Below are 22034 nucleotides of genomic sequence, written 5' to 3' on the forward strand. Positions count from 1 at the left end.
ACTTATTATCTTTTAACCTTAGCCTAAATTATATAACCTTTAAAGATAAAGATATAGGGGGGTAAATTGAGCACAATTGGACTAGTTACAATGTATCTAATTATTCAGTTAATCGTATTTTTTTCTATATTACCAATAGATGTTAATCGAAAAAGAAAATTTTTAATCCCAGCAAATGAGGTTGGGGCACCTGAAAATCCTAAAATTCTTAAAAAGACTTTTTATTCCATTGGTATTACGACTATTATTTTCACAATAATTTACTTATTGATGAAATATGAATATTTAGATTTAAAAAATATAATCAGTTAAGCAATATTATATCACAAAATTTTGAGTCGAAAAATTTAAATCAGACTATCTATTAAAAGTAATACAAAAATTAAGAATAAATACAAAATTGAGTAACCAAAAACTTTTTTTGCTTTCTTCAGGTTAAATTTATTTTTTTTAAATTGATATAAATCAAAACAAATAAAGTTGTAATAAATTGTAAGAATTAATGCTGGAATCAAATAGATTAAACCTGAAAAATTAATCCAATATGGAAAAATGATGATGGGTAGCATTAATAAAGAATAAATAAGAATATATACTTTTGTTTTTTCTATACCATCAGTCAAAGGTAGCATTGGAATTTTAGCCTTCTTATAATCGTCAGCTTTATATAAACTTAATGCCCAAAAGTGAGATGGCGTCCAAAAAAAAATTATCAAAAATAAACTTAATGGTTCTAAACTAATTGTATTAGTCGCTATAGTCCACCCTATAACAGGTGGCAATGCACCGGCAGCTCCACCAATAACAATATTCTGTGGTGTCTTTCTTTTTAACCATATTGTATAGACGAAAAGATAAAAAAATATTGTAAACAATAATAAAGATGCAGATAAAAAATTTGTAAAATAATTTAATGCTCCAACAGAAATAACTGACAACAATATGCCAAAAGTAAGTGCTTGTTTTCTGTTAATCTTACCAGTTGGAATAGGTCTTAAGCATGTTCTTGTCATGAGTGCGTCTAAGTCTGATTCGTACCACATATTTAAACATCCAGCCGCTCCCGCACCTAAAGCAACTAAAGTTATACCTATCATGGCATCAATAATTCCTATATTTGAATTGGAGGTTAAAAGGCCAACAGCGCATGTAAATATAACAAGAGACATTACTCTTGGTTTCATCAAAAGGTATAAAGATTTAATTAATCCATTAAAATCTAGTGAGACAGTTTTTTTTCTAATCATTTTGAATAAACGATTATCAGATATGATAGACCTATTCTACATTTATTAAAATAAATACTAAAATCAATACCATTCCAATAATAAGAATGTGATTTCCTAAGTCAAAAATTCCAATTTGTTTATTTTTTTTATCAATAAAAACTCTGCTGAGAGACATATTGTCATATGGATTAATTTTAATTGAAGGTCCTTTATCTTTTTGCTTCTCTAATTTTAATTGAGCACCAAACCATGTTGCATAAATAAAAAGTAAAAAAAATATTAAAGCTCCAGCAAGTACAGTGTATCCAGTCATAAAGTTTATCCTCCAGTAATAAAATATAATAATCTTGTAAAAACCGTGTATTTCCCTTCAGCTGCCATAAGAATAATAAAACAGGCTATTGCTGTCATTGGCCACAAAAGAATATTCACTAAAGCATATCGCTCCCAAAATAAGTGCATAAAGAAAGCCATTATTAAACCAGCTTTTAGAAACATAAATATTAAAATTAAAGACCATCTCAATAATCCTTGGAATGCAAACCAATCAACCATGTATGAAAAAAAACTCAGTACAAATAAAAGTCCCCAAATCCAAAGATAAATTCCTATCTTATGAGTTGTTGATTGTTCTTTGTTTTGTGTTTCTTCCATAATTTTATTTACCATAAGTAAAAAAAGGCAAATATAAATACCCACACTAAATCAACAAAATGCCAATAAAGACCCAAAATCTCTATTGCAACATAATCTGATTTCATTGTAGTAAAAAAGCCCCTTTTACCGTTATCAAAATCACCTTTAAAAACTTTTCTTGCAAAAATAAAAAGAAAGATCACACCAATTGAAACATGAAATCCATGGAATCCTGTAATCATAAAAAAGTATGAACCAAATTGTTTTGCTCCAAAAGGATTTTCCCAAGGTCTAACACCTTCATGTATTAATTTTGACCATTCAAATACTTGCATTCCAACAAATGTAAGGCCACCAATAGCTGTAGCTAAAATAAGCCATCCACACATTTTTCTATTTTTTTCATAACCATATTTTACTGCAAGAGCCATGGTTCCACTGCTTGTAATTAAAACAAATGTCATTATCGCAATTAATAATAATGGAACAGGTGTGCTGCCTACATGAAGTGAAAAGACTTCACTTGTATTTGGCCAATCTACTACTGTAGAGGTTCTTCCTTTCATGTACGAAATCAAAAAACAGCTAAACACAAAAGTATCACTCAGTAAAAAAATCCACATCATGACTTTCCCCCACTGAACACCCTTAAACATTGTTTGATCAGAGCCAGTATCTGTGGCCATTCCTTTAAACCCTGGTTTAAGTTCATAACCTTCAATTTTTACATCAGTCATATTTTTTTCCTAAGTTTTTTCTACCTCTGCATTAATAACTTCACTTGGTGGCGTTGTTTGGGTTATGTAATCTTCTTTTGCGCCAGGTACATTAAAGTCATAAGGCCATCTATAAACAACTGGTAATTTTTCTCCCCAATTACCATGAGTTGGTGGTACATCAGGGGTTAGCCATTCTAAAGAGTTTGCCTGCCAAGGATTTTTGCCTGCTGGTTTTCCAATTTTTAAACTTGTCACAATATTGTAAATAAAAATTAACTGTGAAAAACCAACAATTAAAGCTGCAACGGTTATAAACTCATTCATTCCAACAGCTGAAGTGACATAAGGACTGTCATACATTTCATAATATCTTCGTGGCACTCCAATAAAACCTAGGTAATGCATTGGAAAATAAATTGAATACGCACCTAAGAATGTAACCCAAAAGTGCCACTTACCTAATTTTTCACTTAACATTCTTCCAGTAACCAGGGGAAACCAATGATAAACTGCACCCATAATTACCATAAGTGGGGCTATGCCCATGACCATATGAAAATGAGCTATTACAAAATAAGTATCAGATAGTGGAATATCTACCGCAACATTCCCCAAAAAAATTCCAGTAATTCCTCCATTTACAAAGGTCACAATAAAACCTAAGCAAAAAAGCATTACTGTGTTCATTCTAATGTTTGCTCTAAATAGTGTTATTATCCAGTTATAAACTTTCAATGCAGTTGGCACTGCAATAATAAGTGTGGTTGTTGCAAAGAAAAAACCGAACCAAGGGTTCATTCCACTAACATACATATGGTGAGCCCAAACAAAGAAACTTAAAGCTCCTATACCAACAATAGCCCAAACCATCATTCTATATCCAAAGATATTTTTTCTAGCATGAACAGATATTAAATCTGAAACTATTCCAAAAGCAGGAAGAGCCACAATATAAACTTCGGGGTGGCCAAAAAACCAAAACAAGTGTTGAAAAAGAACAGGGCTTCCTCCTCCATAACTTAGCACTTCTCCAGCTTGGAGAATGGCTGGCATAAAAAAACTAGTCCCAAGCATCTTATCTAGAGTCATCATAATACAACTGACCAATAATGCTGGAAAAGCTAACATAGCCAAAGCTGTTGCGGTAAAAATTCCCCAAATAGTCAATGGCATTCTCATTAATGTCATTCCTCTAGTACGAGCTTGTAAAATTGTAATTATGTAATTTAATCCACCCATAGTAAATCCAATTACAAATAACGATAAAGAAATAAGCATTAAGGTAATTCCCATATTAGAACCAGGAGTACCTGGCAAAATAGCTTGGGGTGGATAGAGCGTCCATCCTGCACCTGTTGGTCCACCAGGAACAAAAAAGCTAGCCATGAGAACACACACTGCGATAAAAAACATCCAGAAACTAACCATGTTTACATATGGAAAAACCATATCTCTCGCGCCAACCATTAAAGGAATTAAATAATTTCCAAAACCTCCTAAAAATAATGCTGTTAAAAAATAAACAACCATTATCATGCCGTGCATAGTTACAAATTGATAATAATGTTCTGCTGTGATGAATGGAACTAGGTCTGGATAACCTAATTGTAAACGCATCAACCAAGAAAGTATTAGACCGACTATTCCTGTAAACACGGCAGTAAGAAAATATTGAATACCAATAACTTTAGCATCCTGACAGAAAATCCATTTAGTAATAAAACTATGCCCATGATAAAGATCCTGTTCAGGAATTTCTGCAGGTCTTACATAATCAATGTCTTTTGATGGAGTGCCAGAAGAGCCAGACATGGTTTCTGAAGACTGTGCTTCAAGAGGTGTATTCTGTTGGTTATATTCGTCTGACATAATTCTCCTTTACATTATTTAATCATCATTTTTAGCAAGTAGAGTTGTTTTTAATTTATCATTTTCTTGTTTAGCAATTAAATCTGAAAAAGTTTCCTGTTCTTTAATCCAGTTTTTATAATTGCCTTCACTTTCAACTATAACTTTTGCCCTCATAGCATAATGGCCCACTCCACAATATTCAGCACACAACACTTCGTATTCTCCTATTTTGTTTGGCTCAAACCAATAATAAGAAATGATTCCAGGTATAGCATCCATTTTTGCTCTAAATTGTGGAACATAATAATTGTGCAAAACATCTAGTGACCTTAATAAAATTTTTACTGGTCTATCTGTTTTTAGGTGAAGCACATCGTCTTGAATTAAAATATCATCTTTTCCATATGGGTCATCTAAGTTTATTCCAAAAGGATTGTCATCACTAATTTTTTCAACTTGAGCTGTGCCTAATATTCCATCTTCACCTGGTAATCTATATTGCCATCCCCATTGCCATGCATTCACTTCAACTTGCAGTGCATTTTTTGGAGTATTGATATAATTATTATAAACAATTAGACCCGGTGCTAGAAGAGCAATAACTCCAACAGTAGTTGCAATGGTTAATATTTTTTCTAATTTATGATCTTCTGGTTTGTATTCAACTTTTCTGCCTTCTTTATAGGAAAATTTTAGTATGCAATAAACCATGAACAAACAAACTAAAATAAATACACCGCCACCAATCCAGAAAGTTAAATTAATTGTATCATCCATTGCCCCCCAGTTTGAGGCTATGTCGGTCCACCACCATGGAGTATATATATGGAACAGAACTGAACCAACAATTACCCCTAAAAATATAATTCCCGGGTGCATATTTGTCTCTCTCTCTTAGATAACAGTAATTGAAATAAATTTTCGAATCCATAGAAAAATATATTAATAAATGAGTAAATAAGGCTTTATAGTGAATTAAATTATGCTTGATAGATTTAGTCTCTTTGTAGTTGTGCTGGTTTTAGTTTTTTGCTTTTATCTTGTAATTTCTCTGGGAGCAGGAGTTTTTTCAAAAAAAGAAAAGAGACCAGAAATACAAAAATATCTAAAATCTGTTAATATTTTATTAATTTTTATAATTATTGTTGGGGCTATTTTAACTTTGTTTCTTTAGATTGCTTATCCAAGTAATGCTCGACACCAAGCAATGACAGTATCATTAAAAACATACATAATTAAAAAAAATACAAACCAAATAATTAATAAAAAAGTCCAATAAAGAGACAGTGCATCAATACTTTTTTGTGAATTTATAATTTGTTCTTTTTTGAGCTTGTTAACTTTAGAGAAAACCTTTCCCCAAAAAAATAATCCTCCCAAAAGGTGCAATCCATGGAGTGCAGTAAAAATATAAAATGATGAAAAATAGTTATTTGTAGAAACATAATTTCCATTTTCCATTAATTGAAACCAAAAAAAAATCTGCCCAAATAAAAAAACGTAGCTTAAAAAACCAACTATAAGCAAATTTTTTTTGATTTTTTCAAAATTATTTTTTTTTAAATCATTTGTGATTTTATTAAAAAAATAAGCAACGTATAATAAAACTAAAGTATTTAACCATAATAAATTAGGTTTCAATAGATACTCTGTATCTTGAGTCACTGGAATGCTATAAAGGTACCCTGTAACAACTAAAGTAAATAATACAGTACTTACACCAAAGATAACAATAACGGCTGATGTCTGCAACGATATATCAAAAGTTTTACCTTGATGATAGTTATCACTTTCCATCTGTTCTTTTTTCCAAGGCTTATCAGACAATGTTCCAAAAAGTTTTTTAATAAATTTAGACATAATTATAATATATAATATATTAATTCATAAAATATGAAATTAAAGACCTCAATAACTATACTGGGTGGCTGTTTGTTAATTTTTTTATTTATTATGTTACCTATTGTATTAACAATACAAGAAAAGAAAGAAAATATTGTTGCTTCATATGCCGGTTCTGCATTTACTTTAACAGATGTAAATAATGAGCCCATAACAGAAAAATCTTTTCAAGGACCGTTAACTGCAATTTTTTTTGGTTTTACAAATTGTCCTGATATATGTCCAATGACATTATCTAATCTAGATCAGGTTATCGAAAAATTAGATGATAATGAGAAAAAAAATTTGAAAGTTTTTTTTGTAAGTATTGATCCTGAAAGAGACAATCCTCAAACAATTAAGAATTACTTGAATTCATTTGAAAGTAAGATTTATGGAGTAACTGGAGATCCACAAAAAGTATTTTTTCTTTCAAAATCATGGGGTGTTTTAAGTGAAAAAATTTTTAATGAAGACGGTGGTTATTTAATCAATCATAGTTCTTCAATACTTTTATTAGACAAAGGAAAGTATATTGATCGAATTAGTCATCATGAAAATTTGGACAATATTTTTAAAATAATTAAGAGTTATTTGTAAGCTTGTGAAAATTAATATGTATTTTTTCTTACATATAAATAAAATAAAAAAATTGACAGCGCTAAAGAAAACCAAGTAATAGCATACTTTTTGTGACTATTTGAAATATTTACAGTAATAATTTTTGGTTTTGGTAATTCTAAATTATTATTTAAGTAAATTACAAATGGTGAAAATTTTTTATTTGTATATTTAAAAATATCATCTCTATCTAAAGTAAACCAGTAATTATCATCGATATCATTAACTGGCTTAAACCTATTAGCTTTTGATTGTTTTCTTAACGTTCCTAAAATAGTTTTATGGTCAAAAATATCAATTTCTTTAGTGTTTTTTTTATCAAAAGGTATCCACCCTCTATTTAATAAAAAGTTTTTATTATTAATAGTAATTGGATTAACAACATTAAATCCTGGTGCACCTTTTTCGTTTAAATTATATAAATAAATTTGTTTATCAAAATCTATAACCCCTGAAGTTTTAATTTTTAGATAGTCCTCAGGAACATTGCTCATTAAATCAACGGGTTCTTTCTTCAAAGAAACATCAATTTTATTTAATAGTTCATTTTTCCAATCTAATCTTACTAGTTGCCAGCTACCTAATGCTATAAATATTGATATAAAAAAGAATACAAAAATTGAAAATAAAAGTTTATTTCTCAAGGTTAACTATTAACTTCCCCAAATATAGATTGAAGCAAATAAGAATAGCCATACTACATCAACAAAATGCCAGTACCACGCAGCAGCTTCAAAACCAAAAAACTCACCTTTTTTATAGTGACCAGTCTTACCTCTCCACCAACATACAGCTAAAAATATAGTTCCTACGACGACGTGAAACCCATGAAAACCTGTTGCCATATAAAACACAGCACCATATATATTTCCTGAAAAATCAAAACTTGCATGATGGTATTCATAAATCTGTAGTAAAGAAAAGCTAAAACCTAAAACAACTGTCATTGCTAAACCTTGCACAAAACTTTCTCTATCACCTTCTTCTAAGGCATGGTGCGCCCAAGTAACTGTTGTTCCTGATAGTAGGAGAATTAATGTATTGATAAGTGGAATATCCCAAGGGTCAAAAGTTACTATATCCTTAGGAGGCCACACGTTTCCAATTAATTCTGAAGGAAATAAACTTGCATTAAAATAAGCCCAAAACCATGCAACAAAAAACATTACCTCAGAGGCAATAAATAAGGTCATTCCGTATCTAAGATGAATTTTAACAACGGGTGTGTGATGATTATGATCAACCGACTCTATGATTACATCTCTAAACCACATATATACTCCATAAAATAAAAGAGCAAAACCTAGATACATTCCCCAAGAAACTTCACTATGCAAATAATAAACAGTCCCTATTGCTAAAAATAAGCTAGAAAATGATACATAAATAGGCCAAGGACTTGGATCTACTAAATGATAATCATGTTTTTTTTCTGCTGACATTTTTATAGTTTTGACTGGTTATAGTAATCTGATGAAAAAAAAGTATAGGACATAGTTACATCTTTAATATTTTTAGTATTTGGGTCGTTTACCATTTCTGGATCTAAATAAAAAGTCATTATATATGTTGCTTTTTCACCTGCCTTCAATGCTTGCTTTTCAAAGCAAAAACAGCCTAATTTACTGTAATACTTACCAAAAGAAGAAGGAGATACATTAAAAGCAGCCACGCCATAAGTTGTTTCATCACCATAATTCTCTACTTCAAATTCAATTCGATTCACCTGACCTATGTTCACATCCATAACATTTTTTTTTACTTTAAAATTCCAAGGCAGTTTGTTTACATTTGTATCAAAACGAACACTTACTGTTTGATCCAAAACTATATCTGGTGCTTCTTTTGATATTTGTGTTGTTCCGCCAAATCCAGTTACTCTACAGAAAATATCATATAAAGGTACCGCAGCAAATGAAAGGCCCAACATAATAAAAAATATTCCAGCTAAAATTATAGGAGTAAGTGTTTTTTTTTGGATCATAATTGTCTGTCAAAAACTCCCACATTATAGAGAGTAAAAAAAAATAGAAATATCATGAAAGCTATTATTCCTAACGCGGTAAAGATATTTTTTTTTTTAATTTTTTTATCTGGTATCATCATAATAATATCTTATCTGTTAAAAATACTTTTCTTAAAGTTTAATGAGTATTAGATTTTTCAGTATCTTGATCATCTACAAACTTCGGCAACTCATCAAAGGTATGAAAGTTTGGTGGCGATGGTATGGTCCATTCTAAAGTGGTAGCACCTTCTCCCCAAGGATTTTGGGCTGCAGGTTTTTTCCTTGAAAAAGAATAAATTAAATTAACAAAAAATACTAATAAACCACCAACTGCTATGTATGAACCAACTGATGAAACATAATTCCATCCAGCAAATGCATCAGGGTAATCAGCATATCTTCTTGGCATACCAGCTAAACCTAAAAAGTGTTGAGGAAAAAATATCAAGTTAACTCCAATGAATGTTAACCAAAAATGTATTTGTCCTAAAGTTTCAGAATATTCATAGCCAGACATTTTACCAAACCAATAATAAAATCCTGCAAAGATTGCAAATACCGCACCTAAAGATAATACATAATGAAAGTGAGCAACCACATAATAAGTATCATGCATTGCAGTATCAACACCTGCATTTGCAAGCACAACACCAGTTACACCACCTACTGTAAATAAAAATATAAAACCTAATGCCCACACCATTGGAGTTTTAAAAGAAATTGATCCACCCCACATTGTTGCAATCCATGAAAATATTTTAATTCCCGTTGGTACTGCAATAATCATTGTTGCAGCGATAAAATATGCTTTAGTATCAGTACTTAAGCCCACAGTGTACATGTGGTGAGCCCAAACAACAAAACCAACAATACCAATTGAAACCATTGCATAAGCCATTCCTAAATATCCAAATACCGGTTTTTTAGAAAATGTTGAAACAATATGACTGATCATTCCAAAGCCAGGTAAAATTAAAATATAAACTTCAGGGTGACCAAAGAACCAAAATAAGTGTTGGTATAAAACTGGATCTCCTCCTGTTTGCGCCTCAAAAAATGCAGTTCCAAAATTTCTATCAGTTAAAAGCATCGTAATTGCTCCAGCTAAAACAGGTAATGATAACAATAATAAGAATGCTGTAACTAAAACAGACCAAGCAAATAAAGGCATTTTATGCAATGTCATACCTGGCGTTCTCATATTTAAAATTGTTGTTATAAAGTTAACTGCACCTAAAATTGAAGAAGCTCCAGCTAAGTGCAAACTTAAAATAGCAAAATCCATTGCAGGTCCTGGTTGTCCAGCTTTTGATGATAGCGGTGGATATAATGTCCATCCTCCCCCAACTCCTTGCTGACCTGGAGGGCCATCTACAAAAATTGAAAGTAGTAATAAAATAAATGAAGCAGGTAATAACCAAAATGAAATATTATTCATTCTTGGAAACGCCATATCAGGTGCACCAATCATAATTGGAACAAACCAATTACCAAAACCACCAATCATTGCAGGCATTACCATGAAAAAAATCATTATTAATCCATGACCAGTAACCAACACATTATATAAGTGATAATTTCCACCTAAAATTCCATCACCAGGATGCATCAATTCAATTCTCATTAAAACTGAAAAAGCTGTACCAATAATTCCTGCAACAATTGCAAAAATTAAATACATTGTACCAATATCTTTGTGGTTAGTTGAGTAAGCCCAACGTTTCCAACCTGTTGGTGCGTGATGATCTTCGTGTGATACTGTTTGTGTATACATTTTTATTTACTCGCTAGTTTTTTATATTCATTTTCTGTAATTGGCTCGTTTGCAAATTTCATTTTAGCTTCTGCTAACCATATTGCATATTCTTCATCTGTTACAACTCTTACTGTGATTGGCATAAAAGCATGTTGTATTCCACATAGCTCGGAGCATTGACCATAATACGTTCCTACTTTTTCAGCTTTAAACCAAGTTTCATTTATTCTTCCTGGAACGGCGTCTCTTTTAACTCCAAAAGATGGTAATGCCCAAGCATGCAATACATCATTAGCTGTAATCAAAACTTTAACCACTTTATTAACTGGAACAACAACTTCGTTATCAACAGTTAGTAATCTTGGTTGATTTTCTTTTAATTCATCTTCTTTAATCATGTACGATTCAAAAATAATATTTTCATCAGGATATTCGTATCCCCAGTACCACTGATAACCAACAGCCTTAACTGTAACATCGGCTTTTGGAATTGTGTCTTGATTATATAAAATTTTAAATGATGGAACTGCCATTACTATTAAAATTAGACATGGAATTAATGTCCACAAAACTTCTACGGCAACATTATGTGTAGTTTTTGATGGGTTGGGATTTTTTGATGCTCTAAATCTTATGCAAGTATAAATCATAAGAAATAAAACAAAAACACTAATGGCAATAATTATAGGAAGAAGAATATTATTATGAAAGCTAACAATTTCAGTCATACTTTGAGAGGCTGAATCTTGAAAACCAAGCTGCCACTGTTTAGGTTGATTAGCTAATACACTTGTTGAGTAAATAGTTGCTAAAATTGTAAGTAAAAACTTGTTCATTTACAACAGTATATAAAGTGCTTTCATAAAATTTACACTTTAGATTTTGCGACAAAATCACACTTTAGCTTTTAAAAACCATCAATTAATCAAATAATTAACAATAGATAGAGCTGAAATTACTGCAGTCTCTGATCTTAATATATTTTCATTTATTTTAATTGGCTGAACGTGCTTAAATTTAAGTATCTCCCCTCTTTCTTCTTCTGAAAAATCTCCTTCTGGACCAATAATTACACACGTTGGATTACTAGTTAATTTACCTAAATCTAATTTTTTATTTTGAGAATTTAGATCTGTAAATATTAAATCCATTTTTTCATTACTTAAAAAATCTTTTAATGATTGAGGATCTTTAATAGATGGAACATTAATTCTATTTGATTGTTCGGCAGCTTCTATAATTACTTTTTCTAATCTTTCTTTGTTAATTTTTCTTACAATTGTTCTATCAAATATTATTGGTAAAAATTTTGTAACACCAAGTTCTGTTGCTTTTTGAATCATAAAATTAAAGTAGTTTGATTTAATAGGCGAAAAAGCTAACCACAATTCTTTAGTACTTTCTTTTTGTCTTAATTGCTTTGTAATATTAAATTCAACTATACTTTTTGAAATGGTTAAAATTTTTGCCTCCCATTCTCCACTGGTGTTAAATAAAGAAAAAACTTCACCCACTTTAATCCTCATTACTTTATTTACATAGTGAGATTGTAATTTATCAAGTTTAGCAGTTAAATTAAGTGATAAACTTTCTTTAAAAAATAATCTAATATTACTCATTAATGTTAAGTTAATTTATGAAAAATATTAAAGCAATAATTTTTGATGCATATGGCACTTTATTTGATGTCAATTCAGCAGCAGAAAAATGTAAAGATAAAATTGGTGATAAATGGGAAGGCTTTGCTAATTATTGGCGAACTACTCAACTTGAATACACTTGGCTTAGAAGTCTAATGAATAGACACAAAGACTTTTGGCAAGTGACAGAAGATAGTTTAGATAAATCAATGAAGGCATTTGAAATAGATACTTCCATGAAGAATGAATTATTAAATCTTTATAAGGTGCTCTCATCTTTTCCTGAAGTACCTGAGGTTTTAAAAAAATTAAAAGAAAAAAATTATAAATTAGGTATTCTTTCTAATGGAACACCCTCTCTTCTTAACGAATTAGTTAAGAGTAATAATCTAGATAAAATATTTGATGATATTTTTTCAATTGAAGAAGTTGGAATTTATAAACCAGATTCAAAAGTTTACGATCTGCCAATTAAAAAATACAAAATACAAAAAGAAGAAGTTGCATTTTTAAGTGCTAATACTTGGGATGTGTCTGGTGGTGGAAATTATGGTTACAGTTCTATTTGGGTAAATAGAAACAATAATATTTTTGATAACCTTGATTACAAACCTAAAAATGAAGTCAAAAACTTAAAACAACTGCTTGATATTATCTAATTCTATTTTCTTCAAAATTCTTATTTAATTTTACTGAAATAGTTCGAGTATTTCTTTTATTCCACTCTGAAAAAGATCTTAAGATAGGCATAACCGAAAAGCCAAATTCAGTTAGTGAATACTCAACTTTTGGAGGCATTATTTGAATAACCTTTCTATTAACTATTCCATCTCCTTCTAATTCCTTTAGCTGCTTGGATAACATTTGTTGTGTAATGGTTTTCAATCTTTTTTTAAGCTCACCGAATCTAATTTTTTTACTTTGCAACAAACTAAATAAAATTCTAATTTTCCATTTACCTCCAAGAAAGTAAACCGCTCTTTCTGCTGGACAATCTATTAAGTTTTTCATGGTATGTTTTTATATACTAGTATGATTATTTTGCGTTATTGCATTATTCATAACAAGGCACTATGTACAAGTCAAACAAATTGAAAGGGTAAATATGAATAATGGAGAAAGAGCAGGCGAAAGGGCAATCGCTGTTGAAGTTGAAAAAGATAAATCTTATTATTGGTGTTCATGTGGAAAAAGTGCAAAGCAGCCTTTTTGTGATGGATCACATAAAGGTACAGATTTTACACCTCTGGCATACAAGGCCGAAGAAACTAAAAAAATGTTTTTTTGTGCTTGTAAACAAACTAACAATCAACCATTTTGTGATGGATCACATAATAAAAAATAAAGGATAAAATGCAAAATTTAAATAATAAAGTTAATAATTTTTTTTCTAACATAGATGGATTAGCCTCTTTATTTTTTAGATTTGGAATAGGGATAGCTTTTATAATTCATGGCTTAGGTAAATTTCCTTTACCTCCCCAAGGATTAATTGATTATTTTAACTTATCACCTGCACTAGCATCAACTGTTGCTATATCTGAGTTGTTGACTGGTATGGTATTAATAATAAGTGGTTTTATTAAAAATCCTTTTGGAAATATACTCACAAGACTATCGGGACTAAACATAACTATCTTAATGATAACTATACTGATCTTTGCTCACAGAGACTGGTTCTTCACAACAAAACTATTTACTAGTGAACAAATATTTCTTTTAATTGGTGGAGTTTATTTTTTAATTAAAGGTAATCGAACATAAATATGAGTCAAATCGAAGTAGAAAAAATAATAGAACCAGTTGCAGCATCAGATGGTGCTGGTGTTAAATTAAAAAGAAGTATTGGAACTCATCTTATTGATTACCACGATCCTTTTTTAATGTTAGATGAATTTGGTTCTGAAAATAAAGATGATTATATTGGTGGTTTCCCTCCTCATCCTCATAGAGGAATTGAAACAGTAACATATATGCTTGCTGGTGACTTTGAACATAAAGACAGTACAGGTGGTGAAGGAATAATGACTGCTGGTGATGTTCAGTGGATGAAAACTGGGAGTGGTATCATTCATTCAGAAATGCCTACAATGAAAGAAGGTAAGCTTCATGGATTTCAATTATGGGTAAACATGCCTGCTAAATTGAAAATGACTAAGCCTGAATATATTTATATTGATGCAGATAAAATGAGCACTCATAAAGACGATGGTAAAACTGTTAAAGTGATTGCTGGAAAATTTGAAGATGCAGAAGGACCTGTTAAAGGTCATAATGTTGAACCTGTTTATTTTGATGTAGAGCTTGAAAAAGGAAAAGAATTTAATTTCGATCTTCCTTCAACTCACAATTCTTTAATATATTTAGTTGAAGGTGAAATTAAAGTTGGCAATCAAGATCACGATACTGTTAAAGATTCTACTTTAATTATTCTAACTAGAGGTAAAAAATTAAAAGTCTCTAGCTTAACTAAAGCTAAGTTTTTATTGATATCTGGAAAGCCAATTGGTGAGCCTATTGCTAGAGGGGGTCCATTTGTAATGAATACTAAAGCAGAGATCTTGCAAGCAGTTCAAGATTATCATAATGATACATTTGTAAAATAATGAAAACTATTAAAATAGAAAAATTTGGTGGCCCTGAAGTATTAGAGGTTAAGGATATTGAAATCGGTAAACCAGGTCCAAAAGAAGTTTTGATCAAAAATTTATCAATTGGTCTTAACTATATTGATGTTTATCACCGAACAGGCTTGTACCCTATTCCTCTTCCAAGCGGAATTGGCCTAGAGGCATGTGGAATAATTGAAGAAGTTGGTTCTGAAGTTGATCTATTTAAAGTTGGAGATAGAGTGGCTCACTCTTCAATGCCAATTGGAAGTTACTCTGAAAAACAATTGTTTCCTCAAGAAAAATTAGTTTTAGTTCCAGAGGGTATCTCTGATGAAATTGCATCTTGTATTATGCTTAAAGGGATTACTTCAGAATATTTATTACACAGAGCTTACCCAATTAAAAAAGGTGATAAAGTTTTATACCACGCAGCAGCTGGTGGTGTGGGTCAAATATTATGTCAGTGGGCTAATGCATTAGGAGCAGAAGTTATTGGAACGGTTGGCTCTAAAGAAAAAGAGGCTATTGCTAAAAAAAATGGTTGTCATCATGTAATAAATTATACAGATACAAACTTTGTTGAAGAGGTGGAAAAAATTGTAGGCAAAAATGGAATTGATGTAGTTTATGATGGTGTTGGTATTAAAACATTTGATGGTTCAATTGAGACCTTAAAGGTTAGAGGTATGATGGTCGCTTTTGGTAACGCATCAGGTTACGTTGATACAATAGATGTTAAAAAACATATTAATGCAAAAGGATTATTTTTTACTCGTCCTTCAATTGCACATTACACCATGACAAGAGAAGAATTAGTTAAGTCTTCTAAAAAAGTTTTTGATGCAATCTTATCTGGAAAATTTAAAGTTGAAATTTCAAAAAGATACTCACTTAATGATGCTAAAAAAGCTCACGAAGAATTAGAAGCAAGACTATTAACTGGCCCTGCAGTTATTATTCCTAATTAATCTAAGTCAACATCCATATCAGACATATGCAATTTTAATGCATTTGTTGATATATGAATTTCTCTTAAGAAAACTAAAATTGAAACCATCATTGATAAACAACAAGATCCAAAAATTATCCTTGCTACAAAAATTTCATTTAGGTAGAGAGCAAATACAGTTAGCAAATTAAATAAAAGGCCAAAAGCTGCAAACATAATAGTCCACTTCAATAATACTATTCTTCCACTTAAATTTATAAACTGTTTTTTCCACTCAGGAGGAATATGATTTTCATACACATGTTCATCATGAAGCTGTCTAATAAGCTTACTTAATGAGTGAAATCTATTACTATAGATGTTCATAAGCAAAGGTATTGCTGGAAACATCAATGCTGTAACTGTGTAATCTATATTCATACGAATCAATTTGATTATGAAACTAGCCTTTGTTATTTACAAGTAAATTATTATGAAACAATTAAATCTTTTTATCGAACTAACAAGATTGAAAAGACCCATTGGCTATATGCTATTATTTTGGCCTTGTGCATGGGGACTAACTCTTGCTTATGATTTTTCAAAAAACTTAAATGATTATTTTTTTTATTTATCATTGTTTTTTTTAGGATCGGTTCTAATGCGTTCCGCAGGATGTATTGTAAATGATATTTCTGACAAAGAATTTGATAAAAAAGTTTCAAGAACAAAAAATAGACCTATTGCGTCTAATCAAGTTCCAGTAAAATTAGGAATATTTTATACTTTGATTTTATGTTTACTTGCATTTTTGGTTTTAATTAACTTTAACAATTTAACAATCTTACTTGCTCTAGGATCTATGCCTCTAGCCTTCACTTATCCTTTAATGAAAAGATTTACTTATTGGCCTCAATTATTTTTAGGAATAACATTTAATTATGGTTTAGTTTTAGGGTGGACAGCAATACAGGGTGAAATAAATACTATTGCTATTATTTTTTACTTAGGAGCCATATTTTGGACACTCGGATACGACACAATATACGGGTTTCAAGATATTAAAGATGATGAAATTATAGGAGTAAAATCTACTTCAATAAAATTTAAAAAAAAACCAAAATTTTTTTTAACAACATGCTATTTAATCTTTATAATTTCTTTAATACTAGTAGGTATTTATATGAAGCTTAATACAATGTTTTATTTTTTTATTCTCATTCCAACTACTCATTTATTTTTTTATCAAATCCATAATTTTAATTTCAAAGATCCTAAAAATTGTCTAAGAATTTTTAAAAGTAATAATTTTTTTGGTGCAATTGTTTTATGTAATATTTTAATTGGAAAATTTTAAATGAATAAAATAGACATTATAAAAAGACTTTTTTTCGATTACACAAAAAAACACATAAAAAAAATACTATTATCAGTATTTTTTGCACTACTAGTTGCTGGAAGTACTTCGGGGATAGCTTATCTTTTAGATCCAGCAATTGAAAAAATATTTATTGAAAAAGACCAAGCACTAATAATTATTATTCCAATTTTTATTATTATTGCTTTTGCAGTAAAAGGCTTTTCACTATATCTTGCAAAAGTTCTTATGATAGGTGTTTCGGAAGAGGTAAGAAAAGATCTTCAGTGCGACATGTTAAATAACCTAATTGCAGCAGATACAAGACTAATTGATGGAAAACATACTGGAAAATTTATATCCAATATAACTAATGACGTAAGTCATATTACCAACCTAATTAGTACTGCAGTTTTAAATATATTTAAAGATAGTTTAACTTTAATTGGTTTACTTACTGTAATGTTTTTTCAAAATTGGAAACTTGCTTTGATAGCAATCATAATGATACCTTTGGCTACTTTTGCAGCAAGAACTTTGGGCAAAAGAATAAGCAAAGTAGCTACAGAGCAAATGCTTAAAGCTGGAATTCTTAACACATATTTAATTGAACTATTTAAAAATCATAAACTTATTAAAATTTTTCAACAAGAAAAATATGAAAATAAAAGAGCAGAGAAATTTATAAACGATGTAAAGGAAAAAACTGTAAAAATAGCAACTGTCTACGTTAGGTCTTCACCGATAATGGAAACTTTAACAGGTATTATGATAGCAGTTTTAATTTTTTACTCTGGAAAACTGGTTTTAAAAAATGAGATTGATATAAATAATTTTTTCTCTTTTCTTGCAGCCATGATGCTTGCATATCAACCAGTGAGGTCACTTGCGACTTTAAACATAACTATTAGCCAAGGCTTATCTGCTGCAACAAGAATTTTGCCAGTTATCGATGAAAAGTCAGAACTTCAAGATAATAAAAATAGTGCTGAAATAAAAGTTAATGCTGGTGATGTTGAGTTTAAAAATGTTTCTTTTAAGTATGAAAAGGAAAGAAAAAATAACACTTTAAATTCAGTTAATATAAAAATGTTAGGTGGAAAAATGACTTCAATTGTAGGTCATAGCGGCGCTGGGAAATCAACAATTTTGAATTTAATCCCAAGATTTTATGATGCAATTTCAGGAGATATAGAGATAGATAATCAGTCAATCTATAATTGTACAATAAGCTCTCTGAGAAAAAATATCTCACTCGTTAGTCAAGACACTACTTTATTTGATGATACGATTAGAAATAATATTGCATATGCAAACCTAGATGCAAGTCAAAAAGAAATTGAAGAAGCGGCAAAATATTCTTTTGCCAGTGAATTTATAGAAAAACTTCCAAATAAGTATGAAACTATTATTGGTGAAAATGGAACAAGATTGTCTGGTGGAGAAAAACAAAGACTTTCTATAGCGAGAGCAATGCTAAAGAAGAGTCAAATAATTCTCTTAGATGAGGCAACATCATCACTAGATGCAGAAACTGAAAATAAAATTCAAGATGCTATAAATTTTTTAACCAAAGATAGAACAACAATTGTGATAGCTCATAGATTATCAACAATTTTAAACTCAGATAAAATTTATGTAATAGATGCTGGCACAGTTGTTGATGAAGGAACGCACGACCAATTATTAGCTAATTCAAAAGTTTACAAGAACTTCTATGAAAAACAAATTAAGAAAGTTTAATGTTTCTTTTTTATAGAATACTAATAAATTTAATTTTACTTTTATCACCTATAATTGTTTTAATAAGATTATTGCAGAAAAAAGAGGATCCACTAAGATTTAAAGAAAAACTTGGTTTTTTTTCTAAAAAGAAGCTAAAGGGAAAATTAATATGGTTTCATGGTGCAAGTGTTGGAGAAATACTAAGTGTAATTCCATTAATAGAAAAGCTAGAAAAAAATAAAGAAATCAAACAAATTTTAATAACTTCAAATACCCTAAGTTCTTCTAAAATTTTATCAAAATTAAGATTAAAAAAAACTGTCCATCAATTTTTTCCAATAGATACAAATTACAATACAAATAAATTTTTAAAATATTGGGATCCATCCATTGCAATTTTTATAGATTCCGAAATATGGCCAAACATGATTACAAATATAAAAAAAAAATCTATATCTTTAATATTAATTAATGCAAGAATAACAAAAAAATCTTTTAAAAAATGGAAATTTTTCTCTGCTTCGTCTAAAAAAATATTTCAAAATTTTGATATATGTTTATCATCGAACTTAGAATCTAAAAATTATCTTAAATTACTTGGAGCAAAAAAAATTTCCTATATTGGTAATTTAAAATTTACTCAAAGCGAAAAAGCTACTGGTGAATTAAGTAATAGTATAAAAAAATTCTTCTTAACAAAAAAAATATGGTGTGCATCAAGTACACATGAACTTGAAGAAAAAATATGTGCAAACATTCATAAAAAACTTAAAATTAAATATAAAAACTTATTAACAGTTATAATACCGAGGCATACTCACAGAATAAAAAAAATCACAAGAGAAATAAAAGAAATGGATTTAAAAATTCACTTACACGACTCTAAAAAAAAAATTGATGGAGAAACTGATATATACTTAGTAAATTCTTTCGGACAGACCCAATCTTTTTTTAAAACTTGTAAAACTGTTTTCTTGGGTGGTTCGATTATTAAACATGGAGGGCAAAACCCTTTAGAAGCTGCTAAATTTGGCTGCCAAATATTACATGGTCCAAATACCTGGAATTTTAAAGAAATTTATAATCTCTTACAAGCTCATAAAGTATCATATAAAATTACTACATCTAATCAATTAACCCGCAAAGTAGATCAGATATTAAATAGCAATAAAAATTCTAAAAATTTAAAATTAAAAATTAAAGCTCTTGGGTCTAAAATTTTGAACTCCACCTTAAATGAGATAAATTTTTATATGAACAAATAATGAAATTAAAAAAACCAAAATTTTGGGATTATCAACGTCCAAATTTATTGTCATACTTCCTATTACCATTAACGCTTCCTATAATTATAAATAATCTTTTTTTAAGTTTAAAAAAGCATACAAAAAAAATTAAACCTAAAAAAATTTGTATAGGAAATATATATATTGGTGGGACAGCAAAAACACCTTTAACAATAAAAATTTATCAAATTTTGAATAAGTTAAATATTAAAACGGGTACTATAAAAAAATTTTACAAAAACCATTATGATGAACAGGAAATGCTCTCTGAAAAAACTAAACTATATTGTGAAAAAAGCAGAATCCAAGCACTTGCCAAAGCAATCCAAGACAACATAGATGTTGCACTCTTTGATGATGGGCTACAAGATAGATCAATAAATTATGATCTAAAAATTGTTTGCTTCAACAGTATAAAGAGGATTGGCAATGGTTTCTTAATCCCTGCAGGGCCTTTAAGAGAAAAAATAAGTAGCATCTCTAAGTATGATGTAGCTTTTATTAACGGAAATGAAGAAGATAACATCAGGTTAAAATCATTACTAAAAAAATATAATACCCATATTCAAATATTTGAGTCTAATTATAAAGCTATCAATATTAAAGAACTTGATATTGATGAGGAATATATAGTTTTTTCTGGGATTGGTAACCCAGAGAGTTTTAAACAAACATTGATTAATAATAACATAAAAATAGAAAAAGAAATAATTTACCCTGATCACCATCAATACACTCAAAAAGATATTGACTACATAAGATCCCAAGCAAGAAGACTTAATTCAAAAATATTAACTACAGAAAAGGATTATATTAAGATCAAATCTAGTAAAAATAATGATATTAAATATTTAAAGGTAGAGCTTGATATTAAGAATGAAGATAAACTAATAGATTATTTAAAAATGCATATATGAAATTAATAAAATATTTTATTCAATTTTTAGTTATAATAACCCTTCTTCTTGTTTTTAAAATTTTAGGACTAAAAATTGCTTCGTTTATTTCTAATAAAATTACATCACTCTTTGGTCCTATTTTTAGATCTAAAAACCTAATAAAATCAAATATACTAAAGGCCCTTCCATATTTAAATCAAAATGAAATTGACACAATTTCAAATAAGATGTGGGGAAATTATGGAAGAATACTTGCAGAATACGTTTTTATAAAAGACTTTAGGGGACCTAAATTCAATAATAAAATAAAAGTTAATGGTCAAGATATCCTAGAAAAAATTAAAAAAGACAACGAACCTGTAATATTTGTTTCAGGACATTTTAATAACTTCGAATTGATGGCCCTACATATTGAAAAATCAGGCATTAATTTGGCTGCAATTTATAGGCCCCTTAACAATAAATTTTTAAATTTTATAATGGAAAGAGTTAGAAAAAAATATATTTGTAAAAATCAAATCAAAAAAGGAATTTCGGGTACTAAAAAATTACTTGCCTTTTTTAAAAAAAAAACCTCTATAGCATTAATGATTGACCAAAGAGTTTCACAAGGCATTAGATCTAAATTTTTTAATGATGAATGTTTTACAACAACTATTCCCGCTCAATTTATTAAAAAATTTAAATGCAAGATAGTTCCTATCTATATTGAGAGAATACATGATACAAATTTCCAAATTATTATACATGAACCCATAAAGTTTTCAGACAACGAAACCATTGAATCAATTACTGGAAACTTAAATAATTTACTAGAAAAGATGATTTTAAAAAATCCTGAACAATGGATTTGGTCACATAATCGTTGGAAATAAAAATACCTGAG

General features: G+C 29.5%; 28 protein-coding genes. 13 read left to right on the top strand and 15 right to left on the bottom strand.

Translation table 11 applies throughout. From position 1 onward, the window contains the following. Positions 1–66: 66 nt before the first annotated feature. Positions 67–312 (top strand): DUF1467 family protein, encoded by a 246-nt coding sequence (locus tag ABXT61_RS06055; RefSeq protein ID WP_415314962.1) that lies wholly within the window; start codon positions 67–69, stop codon positions 310–312. 35 nt (positions 313–347) lie between these two features. Here the strand turns inward: ABXT61_RS06055 and cyoE are convergent, their stop codons facing one another. The 6 genes from cyoE to ABXT61_RS06085 all read right to left on the bottom strand — a co-directional run bounded on the left by cyoE (position 348) and on the right by ABXT61_RS06085 (position 5314). Further along, complete coding sequence (gene cyoE / locus ABXT61_RS06060) at positions 348–1247, bottom strand: heme o synthase (RefSeq protein ID WP_415314963.1); 900 nt, start codon at positions 1245–1247, stop codon at positions 348–350. A 31-nt stretch (positions 1248–1278) separates the two neighbouring features. Then, positions 1279–1542, bottom strand: a complete 264-nt coding sequence (locus tag ABXT61_RS06065) for a hypothetical protein (protein WP_415314965.1) — start codon at positions 1540–1542, stop codon at positions 1279–1281. Positions 1543–1547: 5 nt separating this feature from the next. After that, positions 1548–1898, bottom strand: a complete 351-nt coding sequence (locus tag ABXT61_RS06070) for a cytochrome C oxidase subunit IV family protein (RefSeq protein ID WP_415314966.1) — start codon at positions 1896–1898, stop codon at positions 1548–1550. After that, positions 1892–2602, bottom strand: coding sequence for a cytochrome c oxidase subunit 3 (locus ABXT61_RS06075; RefSeq protein WP_415278054.1), 711 nt, complete (start codon positions 2600–2602; stop codon positions 1892–1894). The genes ABXT61_RS06070 and ABXT61_RS06075 overlap by 7 nt, the downstream gene beginning before the upstream one ends. Positions 2603–2611: 9 nt before the next feature. Continuing rightward, a complete protein-coding gene (locus tag ABXT61_RS06080) occupies positions 2612–4396 on the bottom strand; it encodes a cytochrome c oxidase subunit I (RefSeq protein ID WP_415315943.1) in 1785 nt (594 codons plus the stop codon). Between the two features lie 75 nt (positions 4397–4471). Continuing rightward, positions 4472–5314, bottom strand: coding sequence for a cytochrome c oxidase subunit II (locus ABXT61_RS06085; protein WP_415278055.1), 843 nt, complete (start codon positions 5312–5314; stop codon positions 4472–4474). Positions 5315–5417: 103 nt separating this feature from the next. On the opposite strand from ABXT61_RS06085, the gene ABXT61_RS06090 reads away from it, so the two are divergent. Next, entirely contained in the window at positions 5418–5609 is a 192-nt protein-coding gene (locus ABXT61_RS06090; protein ID WP_415314967.1) for a hypothetical protein, read from the top strand. 5 nt (positions 5610–5614) lie between these two features. Here ABXT61_RS06090 and ABXT61_RS06095 read toward each other — a convergent pair whose 3' ends face one another. Continuing rightward, positions 5615–6295: an alternative cytochrome c oxidase polypeptide CoxN gene (locus tag ABXT61_RS06095; protein WP_415314968.1), complete on the bottom strand. Its 681-nt coding sequence runs from the start codon at positions 6293–6295 to the stop codon at positions 5615–5617. A 93-nt stretch (positions 6296–6388) separates the two neighbouring features. Between ABXT61_RS06095 and ABXT61_RS06100 the strand changes: the two genes are divergently transcribed. Then, positions 6389–6916, top strand: coding sequence for an SCO family protein (locus ABXT61_RS06100; protein WP_415314970.1), 528 nt, complete (start codon positions 6389–6391; stop codon positions 6914–6916). 11 nt (positions 6917–6927) lie between these two features. On the opposite strand, the gene ABXT61_RS06105 is transcribed toward ABXT61_RS06100, so the two are convergent. From ABXT61_RS06105 to ABXT61_RS06130, 6 genes are all read right to left on the bottom strand, one after another. Further along, a complete protein-coding gene (locus ABXT61_RS06105) occupies positions 6928–7581 on the bottom strand; it encodes an SURF1 family protein (protein WP_415314971.1) in 654 nt (217 codons plus the stop codon). Between the two features lie 9 nt (positions 7582–7590). Continuing rightward, positions 7591–8379 (bottom strand): cytochrome c oxidase subunit 3, encoded by a 789-nt coding sequence (locus tag ABXT61_RS06110; protein WP_415314973.1) that lies wholly within the window; start codon positions 8377–8379, stop codon positions 7591–7593. A 2-nt stretch (positions 8380–8381) separates the two neighbouring features. Then, entirely contained in the window at positions 8382–8918 is a 537-nt protein-coding gene (locus ABXT61_RS06115) for a cytochrome c oxidase assembly protein (RefSeq protein WP_415315944.1), read from the bottom strand. A 163-nt stretch (positions 8919–9081) separates the two neighbouring features. After that, entirely contained in the window at positions 9082–10719 is a 1638-nt protein-coding gene (gene ctaD, locus ABXT61_RS06120) for a cytochrome c oxidase subunit I (protein ID WP_415314975.1), read from the bottom strand. A gap of 2 nt (positions 10720–10721) precedes the next feature. Then, positions 10722–11537: a cytochrome c oxidase subunit II gene (gene coxB, locus ABXT61_RS06125; protein ID WP_415314977.1), complete on the bottom strand. Its 816-nt coding sequence runs from the start codon at positions 11535–11537 to the stop codon at positions 10722–10724. A gap of 81 nt (positions 11538–11618) precedes the next feature. Further along, the gene (locus tag ABXT61_RS06130) at positions 11619–12320 is read right to left on the bottom strand and encodes an RsmE family RNA methyltransferase (RefSeq protein ID WP_415314978.1); all 702 of its coding nucleotides are present in this window, start codon (positions 12318–12320) and stop codon (positions 11619–11621) included. A 17-nt stretch (positions 12321–12337) separates the two neighbouring features. On the opposite strand from ABXT61_RS06130, the gene ABXT61_RS06135 reads away from it, so the two are divergent. Then, positions 12338–13000 (top strand): haloacid dehalogenase type II, encoded by a 663-nt coding sequence (locus ABXT61_RS06135; protein ID WP_415314980.1) that lies wholly within the window; start codon positions 12338–12340, stop codon positions 12998–13000. Here the strand turns inward: ABXT61_RS06135 and ABXT61_RS06140 are convergent. Then, positions 12993–13352 (bottom strand): winged helix-turn-helix transcriptional regulator, encoded by a 360-nt coding sequence (locus ABXT61_RS06140; protein ID WP_415314981.1) that lies wholly within the window; start codon positions 13350–13352, stop codon positions 12993–12995. The two genes, ABXT61_RS06135 and ABXT61_RS06140, sit on opposite strands and share 8 nt — an antisense overlap. Positions 13353–13446: 94 nt before the next feature. Here ABXT61_RS06140 and ABXT61_RS06145 point away from each other — a divergent pair, with 94 nt between their 5' ends. The 4 genes from ABXT61_RS06145 to ABXT61_RS06160 are packed head-to-tail and all read left to right on the top strand — an operon-like array spanning position 13447 to position 15921. Beyond that, a complete protein-coding gene (locus ABXT61_RS06145) occupies positions 13447–13686 on the top strand; it encodes a CDGSH iron-sulfur domain-containing protein (RefSeq protein ID WP_415314982.1) in 240 nt (79 codons plus the stop codon). A gap of 8 nt (positions 13687–13694) precedes the next feature. Then, positions 13695–14105 (top strand): DoxX family protein, encoded by a 411-nt coding sequence (locus ABXT61_RS06150; protein WP_415314984.1) that lies wholly within the window; start codon positions 13695–13697, stop codon positions 14103–14105. Positions 14106–14107: 2 nt separating this feature from the next. Then, entirely contained in the window at positions 14108–14947 is an 840-nt protein-coding gene (locus tag ABXT61_RS06155; RefSeq protein ID WP_415314985.1) for a pirin family protein, read from the top strand. Next, positions 14947–15921: a quinone oxidoreductase family protein gene (locus ABXT61_RS06160; RefSeq protein ID WP_415314986.1), complete on the top strand. Its 975-nt coding sequence runs from the start codon at positions 14947–14949 to the stop codon at positions 15919–15921. The genes ABXT61_RS06155 and ABXT61_RS06160 overlap by 1 nt, the downstream gene beginning before the upstream one ends. On the opposite strand, the gene ABXT61_RS06165 is transcribed toward ABXT61_RS06160, so the two are convergent. Further along, positions 15918–16322, bottom strand: coding sequence for a DUF2721 domain-containing protein (locus tag ABXT61_RS06165; RefSeq protein ID WP_271492627.1), 405 nt, complete (start codon positions 16320–16322; stop codon positions 15918–15920). The two genes, ABXT61_RS06160 and ABXT61_RS06165, sit on opposite strands and share 4 nt — an antisense overlap. A gap of 52 nt (positions 16323–16374) precedes the next feature. Here ABXT61_RS06165 and ubiA point away from each other — a divergent pair, with 52 nt between their 5' ends. From ubiA to ABXT61_RS06190, 5 genes are read left to right on the top strand one after another with little or no spacing between them, the layout of a single operon-like run. Continuing rightward, positions 16375–17238: a 4-hydroxybenzoate octaprenyltransferase gene (gene ubiA / locus ABXT61_RS06170; protein WP_415314987.1), complete on the top strand. Its 864-nt coding sequence runs from the start codon at positions 16375–16377 to the stop codon at positions 17236–17238. Continuing rightward, entirely contained in the window at positions 17239–18981 is a 1743-nt protein-coding gene (locus tag ABXT61_RS06175) for an ABC transporter ATP-binding protein (protein ID WP_415314989.1), read from the top strand. After that, on the top strand, positions 18981–20228 hold the full coding sequence (locus tag ABXT61_RS06180; RefSeq protein ID WP_415314990.1) for a 3-deoxy-D-manno-octulosonic acid transferase: 1248 nt from the start codon (positions 18981–18983) through the stop codon (positions 20226–20228). Before ABXT61_RS06175 ends, ABXT61_RS06180 begins: the two co-directional genes overlap by 1 nt. Further along, positions 20228–21166, top strand: a complete 939-nt coding sequence (gene lpxK, locus ABXT61_RS06185; RefSeq protein WP_415314992.1) for a tetraacyldisaccharide 4'-kinase — start codon at positions 20228–20230, stop codon at positions 21164–21166. The genes ABXT61_RS06180 and lpxK overlap by 1 nt, the downstream gene beginning before the upstream one ends. Next, positions 21163–22023 (top strand): lysophospholipid acyltransferase family protein, encoded by an 861-nt coding sequence (locus tag ABXT61_RS06190; protein ID WP_415314993.1) that lies wholly within the window; start codon positions 21163–21165, stop codon positions 22021–22023. The genes lpxK and ABXT61_RS06190 overlap by 4 nt, the downstream gene beginning before the upstream one ends. Positions 22024–22034 lie beyond the last annotated feature (11 nt).

It is taken from the genome of Candidatus Pelagibacter sp. Uisw_137 (assembly GCF_047720245.1).
GTDB lineage: Bacteria > Pseudomonadota > Alphaproteobacteria > Pelagibacterales > Pelagibacteraceae > Pelagibacter.